This is a genomic window from Streptomyces sp. PL-29 (assembly GCF_058344425.1).
In genome coordinates this window covers 1,067,501-1,093,319 of record NZ_CP136996.1, presented here as the reverse complement: position 1 = coordinate 1,093,319, position 25,819 = coordinate 1,067,501, and the positions used below count along the sequence as shown (strand labels likewise).

At 74.5% G+C, this 25,819-nt stretch carries 19 protein-coding genes (1 of these 19 only partly in view); 10 read left to right on the top strand and 9 right to left on the bottom strand.

Annotation, left to right across the window (positions count from 1 at the left end):
• Nucleotides 1–19 precede the first annotated feature (19 nt).
• Genes R4Z63_RS04920 through R4Z63_RS04910 form a run of 3 tightly spaced genes read right to left on the bottom strand, consistent with a single transcriptional unit; the run spans nt 20 to nt 2,263 of the window.
• Nucleotides 20–886: a 5-oxoprolinase subunit C family protein gene (locus R4Z63_RS04920; protein ID WP_384449406.1), complete on the bottom strand. Its 867-nt coding sequence runs from the start codon at nt 884–886 to the stop codon at nt 20–22.
• A complete protein-coding gene (locus R4Z63_RS04915; protein WP_037926346.1) occupies nt 879–1,499 on the bottom strand; it encodes a 5-oxoprolinase subunit B family protein in 621 nt (206 codons plus the stop codon). Before R4Z63_RS04915 ends, R4Z63_RS04920 begins: the two co-directional genes overlap by 8 nt.
• Nucleotides 1,496–2,263, bottom strand: a complete 768-nt coding sequence (locus tag R4Z63_RS04910; protein WP_384449451.1) for a LamB/YcsF family protein — start codon at nt 2,261–2,263, stop codon at nt 1,496–1,498. Before R4Z63_RS04910 ends, R4Z63_RS04915 begins: the two co-directional genes overlap by 4 nt.
• A 153-nt stretch (nt 2,264–2,416) precedes the next feature.
• Here R4Z63_RS04910 and R4Z63_RS04905 point away from each other — a divergent pair, with 153 nt between their 5' ends.
• The 3 genes from R4Z63_RS04905 to R4Z63_RS04895 all read left to right on the top strand — a co-directional run bounded on the left by R4Z63_RS04905 (nt 2,417) and on the right by R4Z63_RS04895 (nt 9,889).
• On the top strand, nt 2,417–3,919 hold the full coding sequence (locus R4Z63_RS04905; RefSeq protein WP_384449410.1) for a hypothetical protein: 1,503 nt from the start codon (nt 2,417–2,419) through the stop codon (nt 3,917–3,919).
• Between the two features lie 310 nt (nt 3,920–4,229).
• The gene (locus R4Z63_RS04900; protein WP_384449413.1) at nt 4,230–5,132 is read left to right on the top strand and encodes a hypothetical protein; all 903 of its coding nucleotides are present in this window, start codon (nt 4,230–4,232) and stop codon (nt 5,130–5,132) included.
• 53 nt (nt 5,133–5,185) lie between these two features.
• Entirely contained in the window at nt 5,186–9,889 is a 4,704-nt protein-coding gene (locus R4Z63_RS04895; protein WP_384449416.1) for a hypothetical protein, read from the top strand.
• Nucleotides 9,890–10,051: 162 nt separating this feature from the next.
• On the opposite strand, the gene R4Z63_RS04890 is transcribed toward R4Z63_RS04895, so the two are convergent.
• On the bottom strand, nt 10,052–10,486 hold the full coding sequence (locus R4Z63_RS04890; RefSeq protein WP_052031174.1) for a hypothetical protein: 435 nt from the start codon (nt 10,484–10,486) through the stop codon (nt 10,052–10,054).
• 394 nt (nt 10,487–10,880) lie between these two features.
• Here R4Z63_RS04890 and R4Z63_RS04885 point away from each other — a divergent pair, with 394 nt between their 5' ends.
• The 4 genes from R4Z63_RS04885 to R4Z63_RS04870 are packed head-to-tail and all read left to right on the top strand — an operon-like array spanning nt 10,881 to nt 15,183.
• Nucleotides 10,881–13,685, top strand: coding sequence for a sensor histidine kinase (locus tag R4Z63_RS04885; protein ID WP_384449419.1), 2,805 nt, complete (start codon nt 10,881–10,883; stop codon nt 13,683–13,685).
• Nucleotides 13,682–14,119, top strand: a complete 438-nt coding sequence (locus tag R4Z63_RS04880; RefSeq protein WP_037926359.1) for a roadblock/LC7 domain-containing protein — start codon at nt 13,682–13,684, stop codon at nt 14,117–14,119. Before R4Z63_RS04885 ends, R4Z63_RS04880 begins: the two co-directional genes overlap by 4 nt.
• 55 nt (nt 14,120–14,174) lie before the next feature.
• Complete coding sequence (locus tag R4Z63_RS04875; RefSeq protein ID WP_037926590.1) at nt 14,175–14,576, top strand: DUF742 domain-containing protein; 402 nt, start codon at nt 14,175–14,177, stop codon at nt 14,574–14,576.
• Nucleotides 14,557–15,183 carry a GTP-binding protein gene (locus R4Z63_RS04870; RefSeq protein WP_037926361.1) on the top strand — a complete coding sequence of 209 codons (627 nt, stop codon included), beginning with the start codon at nt 14,557–14,559 and terminating at the stop codon, nt 15,181–15,183. Before R4Z63_RS04875 ends, R4Z63_RS04870 begins: the two co-directional genes overlap by 20 nt.
• Before the next feature lie 246 nt (nt 15,184–15,429).
• On the opposite strand, the gene R4Z63_RS04865 is transcribed toward R4Z63_RS04870, so the two are convergent.
• The 3 genes from R4Z63_RS04865 to R4Z63_RS04855 form a co-directional block, all read right to left on the bottom strand.
• Nucleotides 15,430–16,620, bottom strand: a complete 1,191-nt coding sequence (locus R4Z63_RS04865; RefSeq protein ID WP_384449424.1) for a lipid-transfer protein — start codon at nt 16,618–16,620, stop codon at nt 15,430–15,432.
• Nucleotides 16,617–17,093: a Zn-ribbon domain-containing OB-fold protein gene (locus tag R4Z63_RS04860; RefSeq protein ID WP_384449427.1), complete on the bottom strand. Its 477-nt coding sequence runs from the start codon at nt 17,091–17,093 to the stop codon at nt 16,617–16,619. The genes R4Z63_RS04865 and R4Z63_RS04860 overlap by 4 nt, the downstream gene beginning before the upstream one ends.
• Before the next feature lie 99 nt (nt 17,094–17,192).
• Complete coding sequence (locus R4Z63_RS04855) at nt 17,193–17,921, bottom strand: M15 family metallopeptidase (protein WP_384449430.1); 729 nt, start codon at nt 17,919–17,921, stop codon at nt 17,193–17,195.
• Nucleotides 17,922–17,944: 23 nt separating this feature from the next.
• Between R4Z63_RS04855 and R4Z63_RS04850 the strand changes: the two genes are divergently transcribed.
• The gene (locus R4Z63_RS04850; protein ID WP_384449433.1) at nt 17,945–18,454 is read left to right on the top strand and encodes an NUDIX domain-containing protein; all 510 of its coding nucleotides are present in this window, start codon (nt 17,945–17,947) and stop codon (nt 18,452–18,454) included.
• Between the two features lie 117 nt (nt 18,455–18,571).
• On the opposite strand, the gene R4Z63_RS04845 is transcribed toward R4Z63_RS04850, so the two are convergent.
• Nucleotides 18,572–20,956: a glycoside hydrolase family 31 protein gene (locus tag R4Z63_RS04845; protein WP_384449436.1), complete on the bottom strand. Its 2,385-nt coding sequence runs from the start codon at nt 20,954–20,956 to the stop codon at nt 18,572–18,574.
• Between the two features lie 218 nt (nt 20,957–21,174).
• Between R4Z63_RS04845 and R4Z63_RS04840 the strand changes: the two genes are divergently transcribed.
• Both R4Z63_RS04840 and R4Z63_RS04835 read left to right on the top strand, forming a co-directional pair.
• A complete protein-coding gene (locus R4Z63_RS04840) occupies nt 21,175–23,157 on the top strand; it encodes an acetoacetate--CoA ligase (RefSeq protein WP_384449439.1) in 1,983 nt (660 codons plus the stop codon).
• Between the two features lie 64 nt (nt 23,158–23,221).
• Nucleotides 23,222–24,178, top strand: a complete 957-nt coding sequence (locus tag R4Z63_RS04835; RefSeq protein WP_384449442.1) for a DUF8829 domain-containing protein — start codon at nt 23,222–23,224, stop codon at nt 24,176–24,178.
• A 58-nt stretch (nt 24,179–24,236) separates the two neighbouring features.
• Here the strand turns inward: R4Z63_RS04835 and ptsP are convergent, their stop codons facing one another.
• A protein-coding gene (ptsP, locus tag R4Z63_RS04830) for a phosphoenolpyruvate--protein phosphotransferase (RefSeq protein WP_384449444.1) crosses the window boundary here: on the bottom strand, nt 24,237–25,819 show its 3' portion. Its footprint extends 88 nt past the window's final position; the window shows 1,583 of its 1,671 coding nt (coding positions 89–1,671); the start codon falls outside the window, past its right edge — the gene reads right to left on this strand; its stop codon occupies nt 24,237–24,239.

Below are 25,819 nucleotides of genomic sequence, written 5' to 3'. Positions count from 1 at the left end.
CGCAGCCCCCGAAAGCGTTTCACCGGGCCCGCACGAACCTGACCGGGGTACCGGGCCGGGCCTGTGCGGCCGCGTCCAGGGCCGGACCCGGCGGGACCACGCCCACCACCGGGTAGCCCCCGGTCACCGGATGGTCGGCCAGGAACACCACCGGCAGGCCGTCCGGGGGCACCTGGACCGCGCCCAGCACCATGCCCTCGCTCGGCAGCTCCCCGGGCCGGGCGCGGACCAGCGCGGGGCCGCCCTCCGTGCGCAGCCCGATCCGGTTCGAACGCGGCGACACCCGCAGCGCCGAGCGCCACAGCCCGGCGAGGGACCCACCGGTGAACCAGTCCGCACGCGGCCCGAGCCGGAGCGGCAGCAGCAACTGCGACGGCGCCGCCGGCAGCCCGTACGCGTCCGCCGCGGGGACCGCTCCCGGCCCGGCCGGTCCCACCGGCAGCGCCATCCCGGCCGACAGGACCGGCGGCCCCAGGCCCGACAGCAGGTCCGTGGAGCGACTGCCGAGGACCGGCGGGACGGCCAAGCCTCCCCGCACCGCGACGTAGCCGCGCAGTCCCGACTCGGCCCGGCCCACCTCCAGCTCCGCCCCGGCCGGCAGCCCGACCGGTGCGCCCCAGGCCACCGGGCGCCCGGAGACCCGTACCGGACAGGGCGCACCCGTGACCGCCACGACCGTCGGGGTCAGGGCCCGCAGCGACACCCCGTCCAGGGTCGTCTCCAGCGCCGCCGCGCCCGGCGGGTTGCCGAGCAGCCGGTTCGCCAGCGCGTACGCCGCCGTGTCCAGTGCTCCCGACCGTGGGACCCCCAGGTGCGCGTATCCCGGGCGGCCCCGGTCCTGGACCGTCGTCAGCGCCCCCGGCCGCACCACCAGCAGTTCAGCCACGGCCGCCTGCCGTGAACCGCACCCGGACGCCCGGCGCGAACAGGGCCGCCGGTTCCCGCTCGGGGTCCCAGAGCACCGCGTCGGTGGAGCCGATCAGCTGCCAGCCGCCGGGGGAGGAGCGCGGGTACACCCCGGCGTACTCCCCGGCCAGCGCCAGCGAACCCGCCGGGACGGCCGTGCGCGGAGTGTCCCGGCGCGGCACGTGGAGGCGCTCCGGCAGCCCCGTCAGATAGCCGAAGCCCGGCGCGAACCCGCAGAAGGCCACCCGGAACGCGAGGGCGCCGACGATGCCCGGCACCTTCCCGGGGTCCACCCCCCACAGCCGGGCCACCTCGGGCAGGTCCGGCCCGTCGTAGCGCACCGGGACGGTGACCAGCGGGCCCTCTTCGCGGGTGAGCGGCGGCACGTCCCAGCGGGCGATGCGGGCCCCGAGCGCGGCGGGATCCCGCACGCCGTCGAGCAGTACCGTCCGGGCCGCGGGCACCAGGTCGCCCACGGTCCCCAGCTCGCCGGCGTCCCGGCGGCGCAGCAGCTCGGCGTGGAGCGCGGCGACCTCCTCGGCCGAACCCAGCTCGATCAGCAGCGCCTGCGCGCCCACCACCAGCGTCCTCACACGAACGCCTCCACCCTCACCCCTGCTGCGCCCAGCGCCTCCCGGATGCGCAGGGCGAGCCCCGCCGCTCCGGGGGTGTCGCCGTGCAGGCACAGGGAGCGCGCGGCCACGGGCATCACGGAGCCGTCGGCGGCCACGACCGTGCCCCGGGCCGCCATCCGCACGGCCCGGGCCACCACCGCGTCCGGGTCGTGCAGCACGGATCCGGGTTCGCCGCGCGGCACCAGTGCCCCGGCCGGAGTGTAGGCGCGGTCGGCGAACGCCTCCGGTACGGGAGCCAGCCCGGCCTCTTCGGCGGCGGCGAGGAGCATCGAGCCGGGCAGCCCGAGGACGGGCAGCCCACCGGTCGCTCCGGAGCCGGCCGCCAGCCGGACGCCCGCGACGACGGCGGCCGCCTGCCCGGCGTCGTGCACGGTCCGGTTGTGGAGAGCGCCGTGCGGTTTGACGTAGGACACCCGGGCTCCGGCCGCCCGCGCGAACACCTCCAGCGCGCCGATCTGGTAGGCGACCTCGTCGGCCAGTTCGCCGGGCGGCACGTCCATGGCGCGCCGGCCGAAGCCCGCCAGGTCGCGGTAGGAGACCTGCGCGCCGATCCGCACGCCCCGCTCGGCGGCCCGTTCGCAGACCCGGCGCATGATGGACGGGTCGCCGGCGTGGAAGCCGCAGGCGACGTTGGCGCTCGTGACGACGGACAGCAGGGCGTCGTCGTCGGTGAGCGTCCAGCGGCCGAATCCCTCGCCGAGATCGGCGTTGAGGTCGATCACCGGAGTGGATGCGATCATGGAATCCATGTGCTGAGCGTAGAGCAGGCGCACGGCGCTCCGGCGGGGGACGGACACCCGCCCCGGGTCGGGGTACTGATCGGGCCGAACCATGCCGTTTGGGATGTTGTCAGCAACAGGACCTAGTCTTTGTCCGTGACTCTCCCCGCCCCGGCGAAGACCCTTCCCTCCCCGGCGCCGGGCCCGGCCGCTGACGAGGGCCTGGCCCGGCGGCTGCGCGCGCTCGCCTGCACCGCCCCGCTCCACGACCTCGACGTACGCAAGGCCAATCTGGCGGGCGAGTACGGCATCTACGCGATGGCGGAGGTCGCGCTCGCCGCGATCGACCTGGTCACCCTCAACATGGACTTCGACACCGGCGCCGACCACGAGCAGATAGTGGCCAGGCTGCTGCCGCGCGTCGCGGCCCAGGCGCCGGCCCGCCCGACGGCCGAGCACGAGCGGGTGGCCCGCTGGGTGCTGGAGAACCTGATCAACGTCGGCAGTGTGGACCGGGGCTTCCGTGCGATCTACGGCACCTTCGGCCCCGACGGCGTCTACGTGCGCCGCGACTACGACTTCAAGCTGATCGAAGAGGTCCCCTACGGCGGCGCGGTCTACCTGCGCACCACCGACGAGGCCGTCAACGTCCTGGTCGGTGCCCTCGACACCGATGTCACCAGCGCCCAGATCGCCGCCGAGGTCAAGCTGGAGGTGCTGATCAGCCGCGGGCGGCTGGCGGATGCCCAACTGGCCGCCGAGCAGGCCCGCTACCGGACCGTGCAGTACGCCGAGACCCTGCGCCGGACCCTGGACGCGACCCGGCGCAACGTCCGGGCGGTGGACTGGCTCCAGGCCGTCCCGGACATGATCGCCGAGGCGCTGGAGCACGTCGCCGACCGCTACCGCCACGAGAACGCGATCCTCACGAACATCCGCAGGGCGCGCGACGAGGCCGAGGAGCCGGAGAACAAGCGCCGCGCGGCCGAGCTCGTCGACATCGTCAAGGACTGCATCCGCCGCCACACCCAGCTGCAGTCCCGGCTGCTGGACGCCGGCCCGCTGTTCCGCGCCGAGCAGGACCGCCAGGCCTTCGCCGCCCCGGCGGCGCGCACCGGCATCGACCTGTACGGGCAGCTCGTCGCCCCGCTCCTGCCGCTGCCCGTGGAGCAGGCGCGCCGGGTCACCGACGCCTTCTTCGCCGCCGGGGCGGGGCTGCGCACGCCCGTCTCGGTGCGGGTCGCCGACCTCGTCGAGATCCTGCTCACCCCGCCGGTGGAACGCGAACACCTCGGCGCGGAGATGCCCGAGCCGGACCTGATCGCCACCCCGGACGACAGCCGCTTCAGCGAGGAGCAGCTCGCCGCCGCGATGCGGCTCCTGGACCTGCCGCACGACGCCCCGCGCCGGCTGTCCGGACTCCTCGCGGAGGCCCGCCGCAGCGATACCGAACTGCCCTACCTGGTGGCCCTGCTGGCCGTGCACGCCGCGAGCCCGGCCGTGGGCACCGCCTACCGCCAGGGCGAGGAGCGGCTGCTCTTCGCCGTGGACGACGGCACCCAGCTCGACGACCCCGAGTTCGGCGGCGCCGACCTCATCGTCGGCACCGCTCTCCTCGACGCCGCCGGCATGGCCGCCGACCGTGCGGAGGCGTCGTGAGCCGCCCTGTCCCGGCGCCGGCCGGACGGGTGGCGGCAGTGGCCGCGCCCGCACCGGAGCCGGTCCCGCCGGGGCCCACACCCGTCCCGCCGGACCTGGCGGCGCGGGCGCCGAGGCGCAGCAGCCCCGGGAAACCCGGCCCCGCCCGGCACCGATTCCTGCCCGGCCCCGGCCCCGGCTGCCGCCGGGCGGTGTCCGCGGCCCACGCTCCGGCGGGGCCGAACGCGCCGGAGCCGCCCGCCGCGCACAGCGGACCCGCCGACCGCCCCCGTACGCCCCGTACCACCCGCACCGCCGAGGAGACGCACCCGTGAGCGACCACCACGCCGAGCACCCCGCGTGGAGCGAGCCCGACACCTCGTCGGCTCCCGTCGCGCCCGCCGCCGGAGGGTCGGTGACCCCGGCGGACGCCGCCGACGCGGCCCGGCTCGTCGCCTTCGGGCTCCAGCCCAAGCTGGCCCCCGCCCGTGACGCCGAGTACGCCGAACTGCTCCGCCGCTACCGTGAGGAACCCGCCTTCGGCCGCCTCGCCGACGCCGTCGCGACCGGCCTCGGCCTCGTCGTGCTGGAGGTGTCCCCGCGCGCCGGAATGGCCGTGGCCGCCGACGAGGACTCCGTCTTCGCCGTCCGCATGGGCGACTACGCCCGCCGCACCGCGGCAGACTCCGCCGACCGGTTCCTGCACGGCCTCGCCCACCTCGCCGTCGCCGCCCTCGCCTTCCCGCGCCCCGAGGACCTCGCCGACGACGGATACATCGGCCGCGTCACCGTCAACGGCGTCGACGCCTTCGTCCGGCAGACCTGCCGCCGTCTGGAGGAGCGTGCCGAGGAGCTCGGTGAGAACACCGACCCGGCCTCCGACGCCCCGGGGCTGGAGGCCGCCTGGCGCGTCTACGCCCGCCGCAGCGCGACCGGTGCCACCAAGGACGCCCGCCGCCTCGCCGGGTCCACCACGGGCATCGTCGGCAAGGCCGCCGCCTTCCTCACCGACTCCGGCTTCCTCCAGCGCACCGGGGACGAGGCCGGCGGCACCTACCGCACCACCCCCCGCTACCAGCTCCAGGTCCGCGACATGGCGGGCAGCTCGGCCATGGCCGAGCTCCTGGAACTCGGCGTGGTCCCCGTCAGCGACGGCTCCGCCACCCTCCTGCCGGCGCCCGAGGGCGACGACCTGGAGCTGGCCGCCGACGCCGGGCTGCCCTTCCACGCCTGAGTCCCGACTCCCCCAGACCCTCCCTCACCCAGACACCACGAGAGTCCGCCGCCATGTACGAGCTGTCCCGGATCCGCCTCTACTCCATCGGGCCCGCCGGCGCACGCTACGCCGACACCGTGCTCGACCTGCGCGGAGTCGGCGAGCCGGTGCCCCACCCGGCGCCGACCCAGGCGGAGTTCTTCGAGGAGGAGCCCACCGGGCCGCCGCGCCGCCCCGCGCCCGCCGGAGTGCTCTTCCTGGAGAACGGCGGCGGCAAGTCCGTCCTCCTCAAGCTGATCTTCTCGGTGATGCTCCCGGGCCACCGCAACACCCTGGGCGGCGCCAGTTCCGGCGTGCTGCGCAAGTTCCTGCTCGCCGACGACTGCGGCCACGTGGCCCTGGAGTGGCAGCACACCCAGACCGGTGAATGCGTGGTCGTCGGCAAGGTCAGTGAATGGCGCGGCCGCCAGGTCTCGGGCGACCCCCGCAAGTTCGCCGAGGCCTGGTACTCCTTCCGCCCCGGCCCCGGCCTGAGCCTGGACAGCCTGCCCGTCGCCGAGTCCACCGCCGTGCGCCCGCCCGCCGAGGGGGCCTCCGGCGCGCAGGGGCGCCGCCGCACCATGAAGGGCTTCCGAGACGCCCTCACCGAGGCGGGCAAGGCCTACCCGCACCTGGAGGTCTGCTTCGAGGAGATCCACGACCGTTGGAACGAGCACCTCACCGAACTCGGCCTCGACCCCGAACTCTTCCGCTACCAGCGCGAGATGAACGCCGACGAAGGTGAGGCGGCCGGCCTCTTCGCGGTCAAGAAGGACTCCGACTTCACCGACCTGCTGCTGCGCGCCGTCACCGACACGCGCGACACGGACGGCCTCGCCGATCTCGTCCACGGCTTCGGCAACAAGCTCGGCCGGCGGGCCGAGCTCATGGCCGAACGCGACTTCACCGCCGGCTCGGTGGACCTGCTCACCAAGATCGTCGAAGCCGGCGCCACCCGCTCCCGACTGCGCGATGTCCACGCCGGTGCCGAGCGCCGCACGCGCACCCTCGCCCGCCGGCTGTCCGCCCGCGCCGCCGAGGAGCGCGGCCGGGCCGCCGACCTCGCCCAGCGCGTCACCGCCGCAGCCCACGACGTCACCGCAGCCGAGTCGGCCCGCGCCCGCAGCGCGGCCGTCTCCGCCGAACTCGCCTACCGGCACGCCTCCCTGGCCCTGACCGTCGCCGACAAGGCCGCCGCCGCGCAGCGCCGCGAACTCCTCGAAGCCCGCACCCTGTACTCCGCCTGGCAGGCCGCCGAGACCGTGCTGCGCCACCGCGCCGCCGCCGACCGCTCCGCCCGTGTCGCCGCCGCGATCCGGGAGGCGGAGCGGGACGCGGCCCCGGCCCTGGCCGCACGTGCCACGGCCGCGGGTGAGCTCGTACGGGCCCTGCACAGCGCCGCGGAGGAGGGCGAGCGGCTCGCCAACGAAGAGGAGGAGCGTTCCGCTGCCCTCCAGGCCACCGGTGAGGCCTCCCACCGCGACGCCACCGCCGCCGCCACGGCCGCCCAGCGGGCCCGGAGCGAGGCCGAGCACCTCCGGGCCAGGCTCAGCGAGGTGCAGCAGGAGACCGCCGAAGCCGTCCGGGCCGGCTGGCTCGACGACTCCGCCCCCGACGCCGACCCGGCCCGCGCCGCCCTGGCCGCCGCCGACGCCGAGAAGGCCGCCGTGGCCGCCTGGGACGAGTCGCGCGAGGCGGCCCGGGCCGCTGCCGAAGCCGCCCGTGAGGCCGCGGCCGCGGAATCTCGGGCCGAGCTGACCGCCGCCCGGGCCGCGGACGCCGCCGAGGCAGCCGAGGCCGCCCACGACGCAGAGCACCGCGCCGCCGCCTCCCTCGCCGCATCGCCCCGCCTCGCGGAGCTCCTCGGACTGCCCTCGGACGTGGGCGCCCCGGACGTTCCGTTCCCCTCTCCCCGCACCGGCGACGACCCCTCGGGCCGGTCCGCCGCGGGCCCCGGCGAAGCCCGGCGCACCGGCCGCGCGGCGCCGGTCACCGCCGCGGACCTGCTCACCGCCGAGGACCTCGACCGGGGCGCCGACGCCCTGCGCGAACTCCTGGCCGACAGTGTCGCCTCCGCCGAGCGCCAGCTGTTCGAGCTGCGCACCGCGGCCGCCGACGACGCCCGCATCCTCGGGGCGCTCGGCGACGGGGGGCTGCTGCCGCCCGGCCCGGACGTCCTCGCCACCGTCGAGTACCTCGGCGAGCACGGCATCCCCGCACTTCCCGGCTGGCGCTACCTCGCCCAGGCCGTGGACCCCGCCGACCACGCGGCCGTCCTCGCGGCCCGTCCGGAGCTCGTCGACGGTGTCGTCATCACCGACCCCGACACCCATGGCCGGGCCCGCGAGGTCCTCTCCGGCGCCGCCCTGCTGCCCCGTTCCACCGTGGCCGTCGGCACGGCCGCGGCCCTGCTCGCCCCCGTGCCCCAGGCCGGCCCGGACGACGCCGTCTCCGGCATCTTCATCGTCACGCCGAACCCGGCCATGCACGACGAGAACGCCGCCGACGAGGAGCGCCAAGCCCTGCGCACCCGAGCCGGTGCCCGCGACACCGAGATCCGCGACCTCGCCGCCCGCCTCGCCGGTGACCGCGAGCTGTCCGCCCGGCTCGCCTCCTGGCGCGCCGGCTGCCCGGCCGGCCGCCTCACCGAGCTCGCCGAACAGGCCGCCGCCGCCCGCATGTTCGCCGAGGAGACCGACAGCGAGCTCGCGGAGGCCCGTACGGTGCGCGCCGAGGCCGACGAGGCCGCCGCCGACGCGGCCCGCGTCCGGGAGGAGCGCCAGGACACCGCCCAGCGCGCCCGCCGCGCCGCCGACGCCCTCTCGGGCCTCGCCTTCCGCCTGCGCGAGCGCGCGGGCTGGCAGGCCCGCGTGCGCGAACTCGCCGACGAGGCCGCCGAGTCCGAGGCCCGTGCCGAGGCCTGCCTGGACCGGGCCCGCGCCGCCGACGAGGACCGCCGCGCGGCGCAGCGCGCCGCCGACGACGCCCGCCGCACGGCCCGGGCCCTGCGCGCCGAGCGCGCCGAGATCGCCGGCGCCCCCGACCGGCTGCCGGAGGCCGACGACGGCCCGCGCGCCCCGCTGCCCGACCTGCGCGAGGCCTACCGCGCCGCGTCCCGGCTCTACGAGAAGGTCGGCGTCGGCGCCGACCTGCGCGCCGAACAGGCCCGCGCCGAGAGCGACGAGAGCGCCGCCCTCGCCGAACTCGACCGCCTCACCAACAAGGTCCGCACCCGTGCCGCCCAGCTCCTGGAGGGCACCGACGGCGCCGACGGCCCGTCCCGCCAGGCCGCGGCCGCCCGCGCCGAGTCGCTCGTACAGATGTTGGAGACCCGGGCGTCGGCCGCCAGCGAGCAGCTCGGCCGGCTGCGCGGCGAGGCCGAACGGCACGCTCCCGCCGAAGGCGAGGCGCACACCGACCTGCCCGAGGAACTGGTCCCCGGGGACGTCGACCAGGCGCAGGCCCTGCTGCGCACGGCCACCGCCCAGCTCGCCGCCCACTCCGCGGCCGTCGAGGGAGCCCGCGCCGCCCACGCCGACCTGCTGCGCGCCCACCGCACCGCCGAGGACGGCGCCGGTGGCTTCGACGAGACCGCGGCCCTGCTGCGGGACCTGCTGCGCGACCACACCCACCAGGACGACGAGCAGGAACCGGTGGCCCACCCCGGCACACTGGAGGAGGCCCGCCAGTCGGCCACCGAGGCCCGCCGCTCCCTACGGGGCTGCGCGGCCGACCTGTCGGCGGCCGAGTCCGCGGTGCGCGAGGCGAGCGACATCCTGGTCCGGCACGCTAACGCCACCCGCTACGAGCAGGTACGCACCCCTGCGCGCCAGCAGATCCGCGAACTGCCCGCCTCCGCCCTGCCCGAGCACGCGGCGGCCTGGGCGGCGGCCTTCGCCCCCCGGCTGCGCGTCCTCACCGACGAGCTGGCGCAGCTGGAGCGCAACCGTGACAGCATCGTCGACCGGCTGCGCGGCCTGGTCGAATCCGCCCTGGCCACCCTCCGGTCCGCGCAGCGGCTCTCCCAGCTCCCCGAAGGCCTCGGGGAATGGTCCGGACAGGAGTTCCTGCGGATCCGCTTCGAGGAGCCCGACCAGGCCACCCTCACGGAGCGGCTCGGCGAGGTCATCGACGAGGCGACCCGCACGGCCGTGAAGAAGAACAGCAGTGCCTCCTTCGGCGAGGGCCGCCGCGACGGCATGTCCCTGCTGCTGAGGGGTGTGCAGGCGGCCCTCGAACCCAAGGGCATCTGTGTGGAGATCCTCAAGCCGGACGCGGTGCTGCGCGCCGAGCGGGTGCCGGTGGGGCAGATGGGCGACGTGTTCTCCGGCGGGCAGCTGCTGACCGCCGCGATCGCCCTGTACTGCACGATGGCGGCCCTGCGCAGCAACGACCGGGGCCGCGACAAGCACCGGCACGCGGGCACGCTGTTCCTCGACAACCCGATCGGGCGTGCCAACGCCACCTACCTGCTGGAGCTCCAGCGGGCCGTGTCCGACGCGCTCGGCGTGCAGCTGCTCTACACCACCGGACTGTTCGACACGACCGCCCTGGCCGAGTTCCCGCTGGTGATCCGCCTGCGCAATGACGCGGACCTGCGGGCGGGCCTGAAGTACATCAGTGTCGAGGAGCACCTGCGCCCGGGCCTGCCGCAGCAGTCCCCGGAGGGGGAGACCATCCACGGCGAGATCACGGCCACCCGCATGTTCCGCCGCGGCGCCGCGCAGACCGCCTGACGCGGTACCCGGTCGATACGGCCCCCGGTCGATACGGCCCCGGTCGATGCGGCCCCGGTCGATGCGGTGCCCGCCGCGTCGACCGGGGGCCGTGCGCGCCCGTGGGGCCGTTCCGGGGCGGCGCCGGAGCCCGGGGGGCCGGGGTCGGGCCTCCCCGTCCGCTCAGTTCCGGCCGAAGCCCGCCAGAGGCCCGTCCTCACGGGCCGTTCGGGCCGGGCCGGCCAGCTTGCGCGCCGCCCGAGCGGCCCTGGCCGCCCGGCGGGCCTCGCGTCGGCGCAGCCGCGCCGTGCTGCTCGGCTGGGACACCACCCCGTACCGCTGGTTCCACGTCTGCCGGGTGATCCACACGTCGAGCACGGCCCAGGTGGCCAGGACGGTCGCGGCGACCGCCCCGAGGACCATCGGGAAGGCCAGCCAGGAGCCGGACAGGCTCAGGAAGAACGTGATCGTCGCCTGGGTCAGGGTCACCGCCACGACCAGCACCGCCCGCACCGCCGAGTCCCGTACCGGGTCCGGCATCCGCCACCGGCGTGCCGGTTCCTCCACCCACAGGCCGCGCCGTGCCGTTCCGGTGCCGCCGCCCTCGTTGCTGCTCATGGTCCGCACACTCCCCACCGCGGTCCGCCCCGCCTACCCCACACGTCTACCCCGACGCGCCCCACCTACAGACAGACGTACGACGGCACCGGGAGATTCCCGAATGCCTCCCGAACGCCGGATGCCTCCTCAGGTGGCAAAGGTCGCGGAACAAACAATTCCAGCCATCCATCAGGGTGCGGGAACTGACACCCCACCAAGTGCCATCTGCCACATATCGGGCTGCACTTGACCGGAAGTATCGGACAACTGGTGATCTACGCATGGGGGTCAGGCCGAAAACGTCCGGACACGCCTTCGAACCTCCTCCCCAGCAGTAGTAGGCTCACGCCGTTTAAATGACGGAACACCGACCCCCGGCAACGGGGTTGACCTGGGGGAGGCTGGGGAGGCCATGCGCTTTCGCGGGAAATCCATCCGCCGGAAGATCGTGGCGTTGCTCCTTGTGCCGCTCGTCTCCCTCACCGCCCTCTGGGGCTTCGCCACGGTCATCACGGGCCGTCAGGCGATCCAGCTCTTCGACGTGGCCTACGTCATCGACAAGGTCGGCTACCCGATCGAGGACATCGCCCGCATCATCCAGAAGGAGCGGCGTCAAACCCTTGTCGTCCTCGGGGACCCCCGGGCCGCCACCGCCACCGCCGAACTCGCCAAGCGCCGCACCGAGACCGACGCGGCCGTCGAGAAGATCGGCGTCAGCGCCCGCGACCCCAAGGTCGTCGACGAGCTCAGTCCGCAGAGCGCCCGGCGCCTGCGCTCGATCGTCACCGCCTTCCACGGCATCGGCTCCATCCGCCGCTCCGTCGACCAGAACGCCCTCGATCCCGGCCAGGCCCTGGACCTCTACAACCGGCTGGTCGACCCCTGCTACGACTTCCTCATGAACCTCCACGGCCTGGACAACGTCGAGGTCGACAAGGAGGGCCGCGCCCTCGTCGGCATCAGCCGCGCCCGCGAGCTGCTCTCCCGAGAGGACGCAGTCGTCGCCTCCGCCCTCGCCGCGCGCAACATCACCGTGGGCGACGTCCGCCGCGTCTCCGACTTCGCCGCCAACCGCAGGCTGCTCTACGAGTTCAACCTCGTGACCCTCCCGGCCGGCGACCGGGAGATCTTCGAGCAGTACTGGAAGGACCCCCAGACCCAGCCGCTGCGCGAAGCCGAGGAGCGCTTCATCACCGGCGGCGCCGTGAACAAGCCGCGCAACCTCTCCGCCGCCCAGTGGGACGAGGCCTCCTCCAAGGTCCTCGACGACCTCGCGGCCATGAACACCGAAGCGGGCAACCGCTACCAGCAGCGCATCGAGCCCGTGGCCACCGACGTCATGATCCAGGCGGCTGCTGCCGGCCTCCTCGGCTTCCTCGCCCTGACCGTGTCCCTCGTCCTCTCCGTGCGCATCGGTCGCGACCTGGTCCGCGACCTGTCCCGGCTGCGCAAGGAGGCCCACGAGGCCTCCGGCGTCCGCCTGCCCAGCGTCATGCGCCGCCTCGCGGCCGGCGAACACGTGGACGTCGAGACCGAGGCACCCCACCTCGAATACGAGAAGGACGAGGTCGGCCAGGTGGGCCAGGCCCTCAACACCCTCCAGCGGGCCGCCGTCGAGGCCGCCGTCAAGCAGGCCGACCTGCGGCGCGGCGTCTCCGAGGTGTTCGTCAACCTCGCCCGGCGCAACCAGGTGCTGCTGCACCGCCAGCTGACCCTCCTCGACACGATGGAGCGCCGCACCGAGGACACCGAGGAGCTCGCCGACCTGTTCCGCCTCGACCACATGACCACCCGCATGCGCCGCCACGCCGAGGGCCTGGTGATCCTCTCCGGAGCCGCCCCCTCCCGGCAGTGGCGCAAGCCCGTCCAGCTCATGGACGTCGTACGGGCGGCCGTCGCCGAGGTCGAGGACTACGAGCGAATAGAGGTGCGTCGCCTCACCCGTCTCGGCATCGTCGGCCCGGCCGTCGCCGACGTCACCCACCTCGTCGCCGAACTCCTGGAGAACGCCACGGTGTTCTCCCCGCCGCACACCGCCGTCCAGGTGCACGGCGAGCGCGTGGCCAACGGCTTCACCCTGGAGATCCACGACCGGGGCCTCGGTATGACCCCGGAGGCACTGCTCGACGCGAACCTCCGGCTCGCCGAGACCCCCGAGTTCGAACTCTCCGACACCGACCGGCTCGGCCTGTTCGTGGTCAGCCGCCTCGCGCAGCGCCACAGCGTCAAGGTGGTCCTCCAGCCCAGCCCGTACGGGGGCACCACCGCGGTGGTCTTCCTCCCGTCGGCCCTGCTGACCGACGCCCCCGAGACCAGTGGCAGCGGTGTGCGCCTCGACGGCCCGCGGCCCGGCAAGGCCGGCAGCAGGGCCGCGAAGGCCGGCCAGATCGGCAGGACGCACTCCGACCGGCCGCTGACCTCCTCCGGCATGGAGCGCGGGCCCGCCGGTCGCCCGCTGTCCACCGGCGAACTGCGCGGCCCGGTCGAGCTGGAAGCCCCCCTCGTCGGCCCCGGCCTGGACGCCCTCGACGACCCGGCCGCGCTGGACGACGACCCGGCAGCCGTCAACGGCCGCCCCGGCAGCAGCCGCCCGGCCATGACCACCCTCGACGACGAGACCCCGCCGAACGGCACCCCGCGCAGCGCCCTGCTCGGCCTGCGCCCGGCGGACCGCCCGCACGCCGACCGGCACACCGAGCGCAACGGCGCCCGAAGCGGCGACCGCAAGCGCGAGCCGCTCGCCCCCACCGGACCGGTCCGGCTGGACACCCAGCGTCTGGAGGTGTCCCGCCCCGACGGAGCCCGCGTGCAGGGTGCCGTACCGCTGCCGCGCCGCCGTCCCGCTCCGACCCTGGTCGCCGAGCACGGCCGCCGGGTGGAGCCCCGCCCGGTCTCGGTGGTCCCGCAGCAGGCCTCCACGGCAGCGTCGGGGGACACGGAACCCGGCGCCGGACCGGACACCGGCGGACTGCCCCGCCGGATCCGCCAGGCCAGCCTGGCACCACAGCTCAGGAACGCCGCGTCGTCCGCGCCCGCAGAAGCCGCCCCCGACCAGGTGGCAGACCGCGACGCGGAGGACGTACGCACGCGCATGTCCGCACTCCAGCGTGGCTGGACGGCGGGCCGCAACCGGCACGCACAGCAGCAGTCCGAGACCGGGGCGGGCACATCCCCCGCCGACGGTCCCGCGAACGAGAACGAAGGGGACGGTCGATGACCGCACCGCAGACCGGCAACGACAGCAGGGGCCGCGGCTCCGGCCCGCTCAACTGGCTCCTCGACGAGCTCGTCGACCGGGTCGGATCCATCCGCAAGGCCGTGGTCCTCTCCGGCGACGGCCTGCCCACGGGCAGTTCCAAGGACCTGACCCGTGAGGACAGCGAGCACCTGGCGGCGGTCGCGTCCGGGTTCCACAGCCTGGCCAAGGGCGTCGGCCGGCACTTCGACTCCGGCCAGGTCCGCCAGACCGTGGTCGAGCTCGACGAGGCCTTCCTCTTCGTCATGGCTGCGGGTGACGGCAGCTGCCTGGCCGTGCTGGCCGACGCCGACTCCGACGTCGGGCAGGTCGCGTACGAGATGACGCTGATGGTCAAGCGGGTGGGCGACCACCTGGCGACCGCCCCACGTACCGGGCTGCCAGCCGGAGGGTGAGTCGGACGGCATGAGTGACCCAGGCCAGGACCATCTCGCCGACGCACCCGCCGGCATGCCCTTCGACCCGTCCGCCCCGGACCACGGGCACTGGTTCGACGACGACGCGGGTCCCGTCGTACGCCCCTACGCCATGACCCGCGGGCGGACCAGCCACGCTGGCCAGCACCGCCTCGACCTGATCGCCCTGGTCGTCGCCGAACCGGCGGCCGACGATCCGGTCTGGGACATGACCCTCTCCCCGGAACACGCCCACATCCTCGGGCTGTGCCGGGAACGACCCCAGTCGGTCGCCGAACTCGCGGCCGACCTCGACCTCGCGGTCGGGGTCGTCCGCGTCCTGATCGGCGACCTCGTCGATCAGGAACTGGTCCACGTGACCAGGCCGGTACCCCCGGCAGAACTGCCCGATGAATCCATTCTGCGTGAGGTGATCGATGGCCTTCGGGCGCTTTAGCCGCACCGGTGCCATGCACGCGGTGTCGCCGGTCGAGCCGCTGACCTTGAAGATCCTGGTCGCCGGAGGCTTCGGGGTGGGCAAGACCACCCTGGTCAGCTCGGTCAGCGAGATCAGACCGCTCAGGACCGAGGAACGGCTCTCGGAGCCCGGCACCGGTGTCGACGACACCGGGGGAGTGGAGGGCAAGAGCACCACGACCGTGGCCATGGACTTCGGGCGCATCACGCTCCGCGAGGACCTGGTCCTGTACCTGTTCGGCACACCCGGACAGGACCGCTTCTGGTTCCTGTGGGACGAGTTGGCCCAGGGTTCCCTCGGGGCTGTCGTCCTCGCGGACACCCGCCGGCTCGCCGACTGCTTCGCGGCCATCGACTACTTCGAGCGGCGCGCGATCCCGTTCGTGGTCGCGGTCAACTGCTTCGACGGAGCCGACCGCCACCCCGTGGTGACCGTCCGCACGGCACTCGACCTCGACCCCGGGGTACCGGTGCTGCTGTGCGACGCACGGGACCGCGAGTCCGTCAAGGACGTGCTGGTGGGGGTCGTGGAACACGCGATGTCCCTGGCCCGTGAGCGGCGCCGGAGCCTGTCCGCGGGGGCCTGACCGCAGCCTCCGTCCCGGCGGCCCGCCCGGTGCGTCCGGGGTGCGTCGGCATGGGCGCGGCCCGTACCCCCGCCGACTGGGGTACGGGCCGCAGCTCTCACGGGGGGTTCGCGGTCCCGGTCGCGACGCGAGACCGTGGAGCGAGTGTGAACCTGCCGTCGGGGCCCGTCAAGCGTTCGGACGACACCGACTGCCGACACCGGCTGCCGGCGCCGACTGCCGACACCCACTGCCGGCGCCGACCGCTCAGCGCACGGCGACGACGGCCGACCCGTGCCCGAACAGCCCCTGGTTGGCGGTGAGCCCCGCCCGCGCCCTCGGGACCTGCCGCTGCCCGGCCGTACCGCGCAACTGCCAGGTCAGCTCGCAGACCTGTGCGATGGCCTGGGCCGGCACGGCCTCCCCGAAGGAGGACAGTCCGCCACTGGTGTTGACGGGGATCCGCCCGCCCAGCGCCGTCGCCCCGTCCCGCACCAGCTTCGCCCCCTCGCCCTCGGCGCACAGCCCGATGTCCTCGTACCACTCCAACTCCAGTGCGGTGGAAAGGTCGTACACCTCGGCGAGCGAGAGGTCCTGCGGCCCGAGCCCCGCCTCCTCGTAGGCGGCGCGCGCGATCGTGGACCGGAAGGATCCGGCCACCGGCTCCGCGGCCGTCGTCGAGTCGGTGGCGATGTCCGGAAGGTCCAGTACCGTCCGCGGATAGGTGGGCGTCACCGTCGACACGGCCCGGATCCGCACCGGATCGGCCATCCCGCGCGAGCGTGCGAAGTCCATGCTGGTGAGCACCAGTGCCGCGCCCCCATCGGAGGTGGCGCAAATGTCCAGCAACCGCAGCGGATCGGCGACCACCGCCGAGGCGGCAACCTCCTCGGTACTGACGGCCTTGCGGTAGCGGGCGTACGGATTGAGCCGCCCGGCCGCCGCGTTCTTCACCTTGACCTGCGCGAAGTCCTCCAGGGTGTCCCCGTGGATCGCCATCCGGCGGCGGGCGTACAGTGCGAAGTATGCCGGGTTGGTCGCGCCCAGCACACGGAAGCGCAGCCAGTCCGGGTCGTCGGGCCGGTCCCCACCGGCCGGTGCGAAGAACCCCTTGGGTGCCGCGTCGGCGCCGATCACCAGTACCACGTCGGCCAGGCCCGCCAGGATCTGCGCGCGGGCCGCCCCGATCGCCTGGGCACCGGAGGCGCAGGCCGCGTACACGCTGGTCACCCGGGCGCCCTGCCAGCCGAGGGCCTGGGCGAAGGTGGCTCCGGCCACGTAGCCGGGATAGCCGGAGCGAACGGTGTCGGCGCCGACGATCGACCCCACGTCCGTCCAGTCCAGCCCGGCATCCGCGAGCGCCGCCCGCGCGGCGACCCTCCCGTACTCGACGAAGCCGCGACCCCACTTGCCCCACGGGTGCATGCCGGCCCCCAGGACAGCGACATCGGCGCTCACGCGACCCCTCCCACCGGCTTGAACTGCCAGGTCACCCAGGTGGTGTCGGCGTCCTCGCCCAGTACGCCGCCCACCACCTCGACCTCCGCGCCCACCGCCAGGTCGGCGATCCCGGTCCCGGGCGCGGCCTGTCCCAGCACGACCATCCCCTCGGCCTCCAGCTCCACCGCGATCAGGGTGTACGGCTCCCAGGGCTCGGCCGGGTTGGACACGTACGGCGCGGGCGGCCGGTAGCGCCCGTCGGTGTAGGACCAGACGCGGCCCCGGGGCGAGAGCGGCACCTCGGCGAGTTTCCCACCGCCGGGGCACCGCGGGTTGCGGCAGTGGACGTCCTCGCGGGGGAAGAACACCGCCGTACAGGCCGAGCACCGGGTGCCGAGCAGCCGGAAGCCGCCCCCGTCCGGTGCGTTCTCGGTGAACCACCCGCTCACGACGGGTTTCCGTGTGCGTGCCAAGACCCCTCCCAAACCCATTCGCTGACGCATCATCAGGAATGAGGAGTCTGCCACGGCCGACGGCCCGGGTCACCGGTTCTCGGTGAGGCGCTTCCCGGCGATCGCACCGGGCCCGCGTCACGGCCGGCCGGAATCGTCCGGTGGGCGTGCCGGCGTGCCGGCGGGGCGGACCCCGCCCACCGCGACGGGGAAGTCGAAGTACGTGTCGGGATACGTCTCCGGCTTGTACGTGAAATGCCACCACTCCTCGGGGAGGTTCACGAACCCCTGCTCGCCCAGCACCCGCTTCAGCAGCTGTCGGTTCGCGCGGACGGCGCCCGTCACCCGTGGATCGTCCGTGTGCGACAGCGGATCGAAGAAGTCGAAGGCGGTCCCCATGTCGACCTCCCGGTGCGGCAGTTCCACCAGGGTCACGTCGACCGTGCTGCCACGGCTGTGTCCGGACCTCTGCGCGATGTACCCCTCGGGGATCAGCCGGTCGCGTTCCACCCGCGGGTGGAACTCCGCCCTGCGCGCCGGATCCTCCGGGCCGTCCTCCCCGCGCGCCCACCGCACGAACCGGTCGACCGCCCGTTGCGGCCGGTAACAGTCGTACACGCGCAGCGAGTAGCCCCGCCGCAACAGCGTCCGCTGCGCCCGCCGCAGGGCTTCCGCGGCCCGCCGGGCCAGCAGGCACTCGGGCTCCTCGTACCCGTCGACCACCGCGCCGGTGAAGTTCCGCCTACCCGCGTACCGCATGTCCTGCTCGATGCTCGGATCCACCTCCCGCAGCGCGGCGAACCCGGGCGGCGCCGAAGGCCCGCCCGCCAGCACTCCGACCAGTCCCACAACAGCCGCCGTCCGCATACCCCTCGGCATACCATCACGGCATGTCGGAACACCTGAGGGACTCGCACTGCTCCACCTGCGGAACGCCGTACGGCACGACCGGCTGGCCCCGCACCTGCCCGTCGTGCGGTACCAGGTCCTACCGCAACCCCCTCCCCGTGGCCGTCACCCTGCTCCCCGTCGAGGACGCGGACGGCACCGGCCTCGTGGTCATCACCAGGACGATCGAACCTGCCCTCGGCGGCATCGCCCTGCCCGGCGGCTTCATCGACTTCGGCGAGGACTGGCGTGACGCCGTCGTCCGCGAGCTGCGCGAGGAGACCGGGATCACCGCCCCCGCCTCGGACGTCACCCTGGCCGACGCCCTGAGCTCCCCGGCCGGCCACCTCCTCCTCTTCGGGCTCCTCCCGCCCCGCCCCGCCGACACGCTGCCCCCCTCGAAGCCGACGGACGAGACCACGGGCTGGCACGTCCTGCGCGCCCCGGCGGCGCTGGCCTTCCCCCTGCACACCCGGGCGGCGGCCTCCTGGTTCGCGGGCCGCTACGCCTGAGCCGTCGGCCCCGTCGGCCCCGTCGGCCCCGTCGGCCCCGTCGGCCGCCGGTGCGGAGTCCGTTCCCCGAGCCGCAGCCGCCCGCACCGTCCGGCCACGGCCCTCCGAGCCGCCCGGCTACAGTCCCCGCACCACGACGTCTTCCACCTCCGTCCCGGCCTGGTCCTCCACCACCACCGTGTCCCCGGCCCACCGCACGGTGTACCGCTCGACCTCGCCGAGCCCGAAGCCCGGCCCCGGGTCCCGGACCACCACCCCGCCGCCCGTACGGCCCCGCGCCGGCGCCCAGACCTCCAGTTCCACCCCGTCGTGCGATGGCGACCCCGACCGCACCGGCAGCAGCGCACCCGCCCGTGCCAGCACCGGGATCCTGCCCTGCGGGGCGTCCAGCAGGATCTGCCCCGGCCCCTCGTAGGCGACCCCGGTCGCCGTGTCGTACCACCGGCCCCGCGGCAGCCGTACCGCCCGCCGGTCCGCCCCGCACTCCAGCACCGGCGCAACCAGCAGCGCGTCACCCAGCAGGAACGAGTCCTCGCAGTCCCGCAGCCGCCGGTCCTCCGGCGCCCCCCACCACACCGGCCGCACATACGGTGCGCCCGTCCGCCGCGCCATGTGCGCCAGACTCACGAAGTACGGCCGCAACCGCTCCCGTTCCGCCATCACCGCCCGCGCCTGCTCCTCCACCTCCGCACCGAACTCCCACGGCTCCCGCCGCCCCGCCCAGATCGCCGAATGTGTGCGGAACAACGGCAGGTACGCGCCCAGTTGCAGCCACCGCACGTACAGCTCCGGCGACGGCGAACCGCCGAACCCGCCCACGTCCGGCCCCGAATACGGCACCCCGCACAGGCCCATGCCCAGCACCAGCGCCAGTGAGGCGCGCAATCCGTCCCAACTGGTCTCCACGTCGCCCGACCAGGTGCCCCCGTACCGCTGCATGCCCGCCCAGCCCGACCGGGAGAACAGGAACGGCCGCTCCGCGGGCCGCAGCCGCACGAGGCCCTCCCAGCCGGCCCGCGCCATGCCCAGCGCGTACACGTTGTGGCCCTCGCGGTGGTCGCCGCCCGCCCCGTCCATCGCGTGGCGCGCCGATCGCGGCAGCGTGGCGTCCCCGAACGCAGCGAAGGACACCGGCTCGTTCATGTCGTGCCAGAAGCCGGAGAAGCCCTGGGCGAGGCGTTCCTCGTACAGTCCGCCCCACCACTCCCGCACCTCCGGATCCGTGAAGTCCGGATAGGCGCACTCGCCCGGCCAGACCTCACCGCGCACTTCCCGGCCGCGCCCGTCCCGTACGAAGGCGCCTCCCGACCCCACCGTCAGCCCGGCCGCGTGCAGCGCGTCACCCGCCTTGACGGCCGGGTCCACGATCGAGACCAGCCGCACCCCCTGCTCCCGCAGCTCCCGCGCCAGTCCCGGCAGATCCGGGAAGCGGTCCGCGTCCACTGTGAACACTCGGTGCCCGTCGTAGTGGTCGATGTCCAGGTGTACGGCCGAGAGCGCGAGCCCGCGCGAGGCGTAGCCGGCGACCACCCGCCGCACCTCCGCAGCGCTCCCGAAGCCCCACCGCGCGTGCTGGTACCCCAGCGCCCATGCCGGCGGCACCGCGGCCCCGCCCGTCAGGCCCGACCAGCCCTGGAGGACCCGCGCCGGTGTCCCCACCAGCACCCAGCACCGCAGCGGCCCGCCCTCCATGCGCAGCTCGCTCGCCCCGGGGCGGTCCTGCCCCGACCCGATGCCCTCCTCGCCCTCGCGCAGCACCACCCGGCCGTCCCAGCAGTTGTCGTGGAAGACCAGGTGGGTGCCCGCGTCGGCCACGACCATCTGCACCGGCATCGTGAGGTACAGCGGATCGACGCCCGGCCCGAAGCCCCCCTTGGGGTCGGTGTTCCACAGCCGGTACGTCCCGTCCCGGAGCCGCGGACCCGCCGCCCGTCCACCCAGCCCGAAGAACCGCGCGTCCGCCGCCACCTCGCTGCGCACCGCCCACCGCCCCCCGCCCCCTCCCGAGCCCGCCCCCTCCGCGGCCTCCCCGCCCGGAGGAACCGGCTCCCACCACCGCGGCGGCGACTCCCGCCGCAGCACCGTCCCGCCCGGCGTGCGCACCTCCAGCGCCCCGTGCCGGGACACCGCCACCGTCACCCGCTCCGACACCACCCGCCAGCCGCCCCCGGTGTCCGCTTCCAGCACGGCCCGCAGGTCCGGTTCGGGTCCGCTCCCGACCACCGCGTACGAGGGCGTCGCCCCGGCCCGGTCCCAGGCCCAGAACACCACCCCGCCCGCCATCACCCGCACCACCAGCTCCGAGCGCGCGAACCGCAGCACGCCCCCACCCGGCCGGGGCTCCGTGCCGACCAGCAGCCCCGGCACCCTCGCCCGCTCCGCGCCCCGGCGCGGGAGCCCCTCGGCGTCCGCGCGCCGCCGCCGCCAGGCCGAGCGCCAGGCGCGCCGACCGCGCTCCGTACCGATGTCCTTCACCGCACGCACCAGATCACGACCGTCCATGCCGCTCACCCTGCCACCGGCCCCCGGCGGAAGGGACGGCGTTCAACTGCCGTTCACCCACCGGCGGCACCTCCCACCGCTCACCCGACCGGCCAGGTCCGCCCTGGTGCAGCCGTCGATCACATGGCATCGTCCCTGTGAGCCGCCGCGCGCACCCCCGCGCGACGGAACCGTACGCACACGAAGCGCGAGCCGCAGACTTGACCGGGAGCCGATCCATGACCTCAGCCACCCAGCCGGAACCCCTCTGGGCGCCGGGCCCCGACCGGATCGCCGCGGCCCGGATCACCGCCTTCCAGGCCTGGGCCGCGACACGCTTCGGAGCCCCGGCGGACGGCGGCTACCCGGCCCTGCACCGCTGGTCCGTCGACGAGCTCGACACCTTCTGGCAGGCCGTCGCCGAGTGGTTCGACGTCCGCTTCACCACTCCGTACGAGGCCGTCCTCGCCGATCGGTCCATGCCCGGGGCCCAGTGGTTCACCGGAGCCACCCTCAACTACGCCGAGCACGCGCTGCGCGCCGCGGAGGATCCGGCCCGCGCCGACGTGCCCGCCCTGCTGTACGTGGACGAGACCCACGAGCCCGTGCCCGTCACCTGGGCCGAACTCCGCCGGCAGGTCGGCGCCCTCGCCGCCGAACTGCGCGCCCTCGGCGTACGCCCCGGCGACCGGGTCAGCGGCTACCTCCCCAACATCCCCGAGGCGGCCGTGGCCCTCCTCGCCACCGCCGCGGTCGGCGGAGTGTGGACCTCCTGCGCCCCCGACTTCGGCGCCCGCAGCGTGCTCGACCGCTTCCAGCAGGTCGAACCCGTCGTGCTGTTCACCGTGGACGGGTACCGCTACGGCGGCAAGGAGCACGACCGCCGCGAGGCCGTCGCCGAGCTCCGGGCCGAGCTCCCCACGCTGCGCGCCGTCGTGCACATCCCGCTCCTCGGCACCCCCGCCCCGGAAGGCGCCCTGGACTGGTCCGCCCTCACCGCCGCGGACACCGAGCCCGTCTTCGAGCCGGTCCCCTTCGACCACCCCCTCTGGGTGCTGTACTCCTCCGGCACGACCGGCCTGCCCAAGGCGATCGTGCAGTCCCAGGGCGGCATCCTCCTCGAACACCTCAAGCAGCTCGGCCTGCACTGCGACCTCGGCCCGGAGGACCGGTTCTTCTGGTACACCTCCACCGGCTGGATGATGTGGAACTTCCTCGTCTCCGGACTCCTCACCGGTACGACGGTCGTCCTCTACGACGGCAGCCCCGGCTACCCGGACACCGGCGCCCAGTGGCGCATCGCCGAACGCACCCGGACCACCCTCTACGGCACGTCCGCCGCCTATGTGATGGCCTGCCGCAAGGCCGGGGTCCACCCCTCCCGCGACTTCGACCTCTCCGCGGTGAAGTGCGTGGCGACCACGGGCTCCCCGCTCCCGCCGGACGGCTTCCGCTGGCTCCACGACGAGGTAGCCGACGATCTCTGGATCGCCTCGGTCAGCGGCGGCACCGACGTCTGCAGCTGCTTCGCGGGGGCCGTCCCCACCCTCCCCGTGCACATCGGGGAGCTCCAGGCGCCCTGCCTCGGAACGGACCTCCAGTCCTGGGACCCGTCGGGCAAGCCCGTCATCGGCGAAGTGGGCGAACTCGTCGTCACCAACCCCATGCCGTCCATGCCGATCCACTTCTGGAACGACCCCGACGGCAGCCGCTACCGCGACAGCTACTTCGAGATGTTCCCGGGCGTCTGGCGTCACGGGGACTGGATCACGATCACCGACCACGGTTCGGTGGTCATCCACGGCCGCTCCGACTCCACGCTCAACCGCCAGGGCGTCCGGATGGGCTCCGCCGACATCTACGAGGCCGTCGAACGGCTCCCCGAGATCAAGGAGTCCCTGGTCATCGGCCTGGAAGAGCCCAATGGCGGGTACTGGATGCCGCTCTTCGTCCACCTCACCCCCGGCGCAGCCCTGGACGACGGCCTGCGCGCCAGGATCAAGGCGACGATCCGCGAGGAACTCTCCCCCCGCCACGTCCCCGACGAGATCATCGAGGTGCCGGGCATCCCGCACACCCTCACCGGCAAGCGCATCGAGGTCCCGGTCAAGCGGCTCCTCCAGGGCACACCGCTCGCCAAGGCGGTCAACCCCGGCTCCGTCGACAACATCGGCCTCCTCGGGTTCTACGAGGAGCTGGCCCGCACCCGCACCCGCGACTGAGGTCACTGTCAGTGGCGCTGATTACGCTGAGTGAGCAAAGGATCGCACTCAGGGGGAGACAGCCATGCCACACAGGAACGACACCGGCACCGGTACCGCTGCGGACACCGGTGCCGGTACCGGAGGCCACCGCAGCCGCAGCACCGCGCGGCGCCGCGCACTGCGCCGCGAGGTCCCCAGCACCGTCGGCCTCCTGACCGACGCCCAGGACTTCGCGGCCATGTGCGGCTACCGCAGCTTCGGCTTCGACCACCCGGCCGACTACACCGACTACCTCCACCACGTCGACGGCCTGCTCCGGTCCCTCTCGGCCCGGGGCATCCACACCACCGTGGTGCTGTTCGACCCCGGCGAGTACGCCGAGTACTGCGGGGAGAACGGCCTGGACCCGGACACCTCCGAGACCCGCACCCGCTTCACCGCGGAATTGACCGGCAGCGGGACCGTCCTGCCCTACACGGGCCAGCCCCTCGACGAGCTCGTGCCCCTCCTCGTCGACGCAGCCGTCCGCCGCGCCACCTGGGAGTACGCCACCGAGGTCCTCGCGCGGGCGGGCCGCTGCGCGGACTGCGGGGACGACATCGGCCACGCGTCCTTCGACCGCGCCGCCGACACGCTGGAACGCCTCGTGGCCGGTGCCGGACCGGGCCACCACCACTTCGTGTGCAGCATCCCGACCGAGGAGGAGCAGCTCGTCGCCGTGCTGCACGCCGACTGCGGCGGCGAGCCCGACACCCTGCCGTACATCGACGACCGCGAGAGCCTCGCCTTCGTGACCGTCCTGGCCGCGGGGCTCGCCCTCGGCGGACCCGGGGGACTGGTGATGCGCAGTACCACCGAGGGCCGTGGGGACCGGGTCCACGGCTGGCGCCTCGACCGCGGCCGCCTCACGGCACTCTCGGCGGCCGCGGTCTTCGACGCCTACTGCACCGACGCCGGCACCGGAGACCTCGTTTCCCCGGAACCAGGCGTCGAGTACTGCCCCGGGTACGAGGTCGACGCCCCCGGCCCGCACCACTGAAACGCCGAGGGGCCCCGCCACCGGCGGGGCCCCTCGGTCCACACGACGCGGCTCCGGCCTACTCGCCGGAGAGCACCGCCTGGGCGGCCGCGCGGGCCTCCTCGGCACTGTCCGCCGCACGGGCCGCGGCCGCTGCGCGCTCACACTGGGCCAGCGTGTGCTTGGCCAGCGTCGCCCTGACGTAGGGGATCGAGGCGGCACCCATCGACAGGGAGGTGACACCCAGACCGGTCAGTACACAGGCCAGCAACGGGTCGGAGGCGGCCTCGCCACAGACACCGCAGCTCTTGCCCTCTGCCTTGGCGGCCTCAGCCGACATGGCGATCAGGTCGAGCAGCGCCGGCTGCCAGGGGTCCTGGAGCCGGGAGACGGCGCCGACCTGCCGGTCGGCGGCGAAGGCGTACTGCGCCAGGTCGTTCGTCCCGAGCGACAGGAACTCGACCTCCTGGAGGATCGAGCGCGCGCGCAGCGCGGCAGAGGGGATCTCCACCATCGCGCCGAACTTCGCCTGGAGACCGGCCTCACGGCAGGCGTCGGCGAAAGCCTTCGCATCCGCGCGGTCGGCCACCATGGGGGCCATGACCTCAAGGTGCACCGGCAGGCCCTCGGCCGCCTTCGCCAGCGCGGTGAGCTGCGTGCGCAGCACCTCCGGGTGGTCCAGCAGCGAGCGCAGCCCGCGCACACCCAGAGCCGGATTCGGTTCGTCGGCCGGCGTCAGGAAGTCCAGCGGCTTGTCGGCGCCCGCATCGAGCACGCGGACGACGACCCGCCCCTCGGGGAAGGCTTCGAGCACCTTGCGGTAGGACTCGATCTGCTTCTCCTCGGACGGAGCCTTCTTGCTGTCGTCCAGGAACAGGAACTCCGTCCGGAACAGGCCCACCCCCTCGGCTCCGGCCTCTACGGCAGCCGGCACGTCCGCAGGCCCGCCGACGTTGGCCAGCAGCGGCACCCGGTGACCGTCGGAGGTGGCGCCGGGACCGGAGGAGGCGGCCAGCGCCGCCCTGCGCTCGGCTGCCGAGGCCTCCAGCTCGGCCCGCTTCTCCGCGGACGGCGCGACGAACAGGTCGCCCGTGCTGCCGTCCACCGCGATCACGGTGCCTTCGGCGATCTCGCCGGCCCCCGGCAGCGCCACGATCGCCGGCACGCCCAGTGCCCGGGCCAGGATCGCGCTGTGGCTGGTCGGCCCGCCCTCCTCGGTCACGAAGCCGAGGACGAGGGTCGGGTCGAGCAGGGCCGTGTCCGCCGGGGCCAGGTCACGCGCGATCAGCACGTAGGGCTCGTCGCTGTCGGGCACACCGGGCATCGGCACGCCGAGCAGCCGCGCCACGATCCGGTTGCGCACGTCGTCCAGGTCGGCCACCCGGCCGGCCATGTACTCCCCGGCTCCCGCGAGCAGGTCGCGGTAGGCGGCGAAGGCGTCGTACACACCGCGCTCGGCGGTGCTGCCGACGGCGATCCGCCGGTTGACGTCCGCCATCAGCTCGGGGTCCTCGGCGATCATCGCCTGGGCCTCCAGCACGTGCTGGGCCTCGCCACCGGCCAGCTGGCCACGCGCGATCAGGTCGGCCGCGACGGCACTCACGGCCTGGCGGGCGCGCCCCTGTTCGCGCGCCGCCTCGTCAGCGGTGATCTGCCTGGCCG

What these genes read in the sequence shown, in the direction of transcription:
- R4Z63_RS04835 (WP_384449442.1), top strand. Translation starts at nt 23,222, where the DNA reads ATGCCACACAGGAACGACACCGGCACCGGTACCGCTGCGGACACCGGT.
- R4Z63_RS04855 (WP_384449430.1), bottom strand. Translation starts at nt 17,921, where the DNA reads ATGCGGACGGCGGCTGTTGTGGGACTGGTCGGAGTGCTGGCGGGCGGG.
- R4Z63_RS04895 (WP_384449416.1), top strand. Translation starts at nt 5,186, where the DNA reads ATGTACGAGCTGTCCCGGATCCGCCTCTACTCCATCGGGCCCGCCGGC.
- R4Z63_RS04875 (WP_037926590.1), top strand. Translation starts at nt 14,175, where the DNA reads ATGCCCTTCGACCCGTCCGCCCCGGACCACGGGCACTGGTTCGACGAC.
- R4Z63_RS04860 (WP_384449427.1), bottom strand. Translation starts at nt 17,093, where the DNA reads ATGGGTTTGGGAGGGGTCTTGGCACGCACACGGAAACCCGTCGTGAGC.
- R4Z63_RS04850 (WP_384449433.1), top strand. Translation starts at nt 17,945, where the DNA reads ATGTCGGAACACCTGAGGGACTCGCACTGCTCCACCTGCGGAACGCCG.
- R4Z63_RS04870 (WP_037926361.1), top strand. Translation starts at nt 14,557, where the DNA reads ATGGCCTTCGGGCGCTTTAGCCGCACCGGTGCCATGCACGCGGTGTCG.
- R4Z63_RS04840 (WP_384449439.1), top strand. Translation starts at nt 21,175, where the DNA reads ATGACCTCAGCCACCCAGCCGGAACCCCTCTGGGCGCCGGGCCCCGAC.
- R4Z63_RS04880 (WP_037926359.1), top strand. Translation starts at nt 13,682, where the DNA reads ATGACCGCACCGCAGACCGGCAACGACAGCAGGGGCCGCGGCTCCGGC.
- R4Z63_RS04885 (WP_384449419.1), top strand. Translation starts at nt 10,881, where the DNA reads ATGCGCTTTCGCGGGAAATCCATCCGCCGGAAGATCGTGGCGTTGCTC.
- R4Z63_RS04845 (WP_384449436.1), bottom strand. Translation starts at nt 20,956, where the DNA reads ATGGACGGTCGTGATCTGGTGCGTGCGGTGAAGGACATCGGTACGGAG.
- R4Z63_RS04890 (WP_052031174.1), bottom strand. Translation starts at nt 10,486, where the DNA reads ATGAGCAGCAACGAGGGCGGCGGCACCGGAACGGCACGGCGCGGCCTG.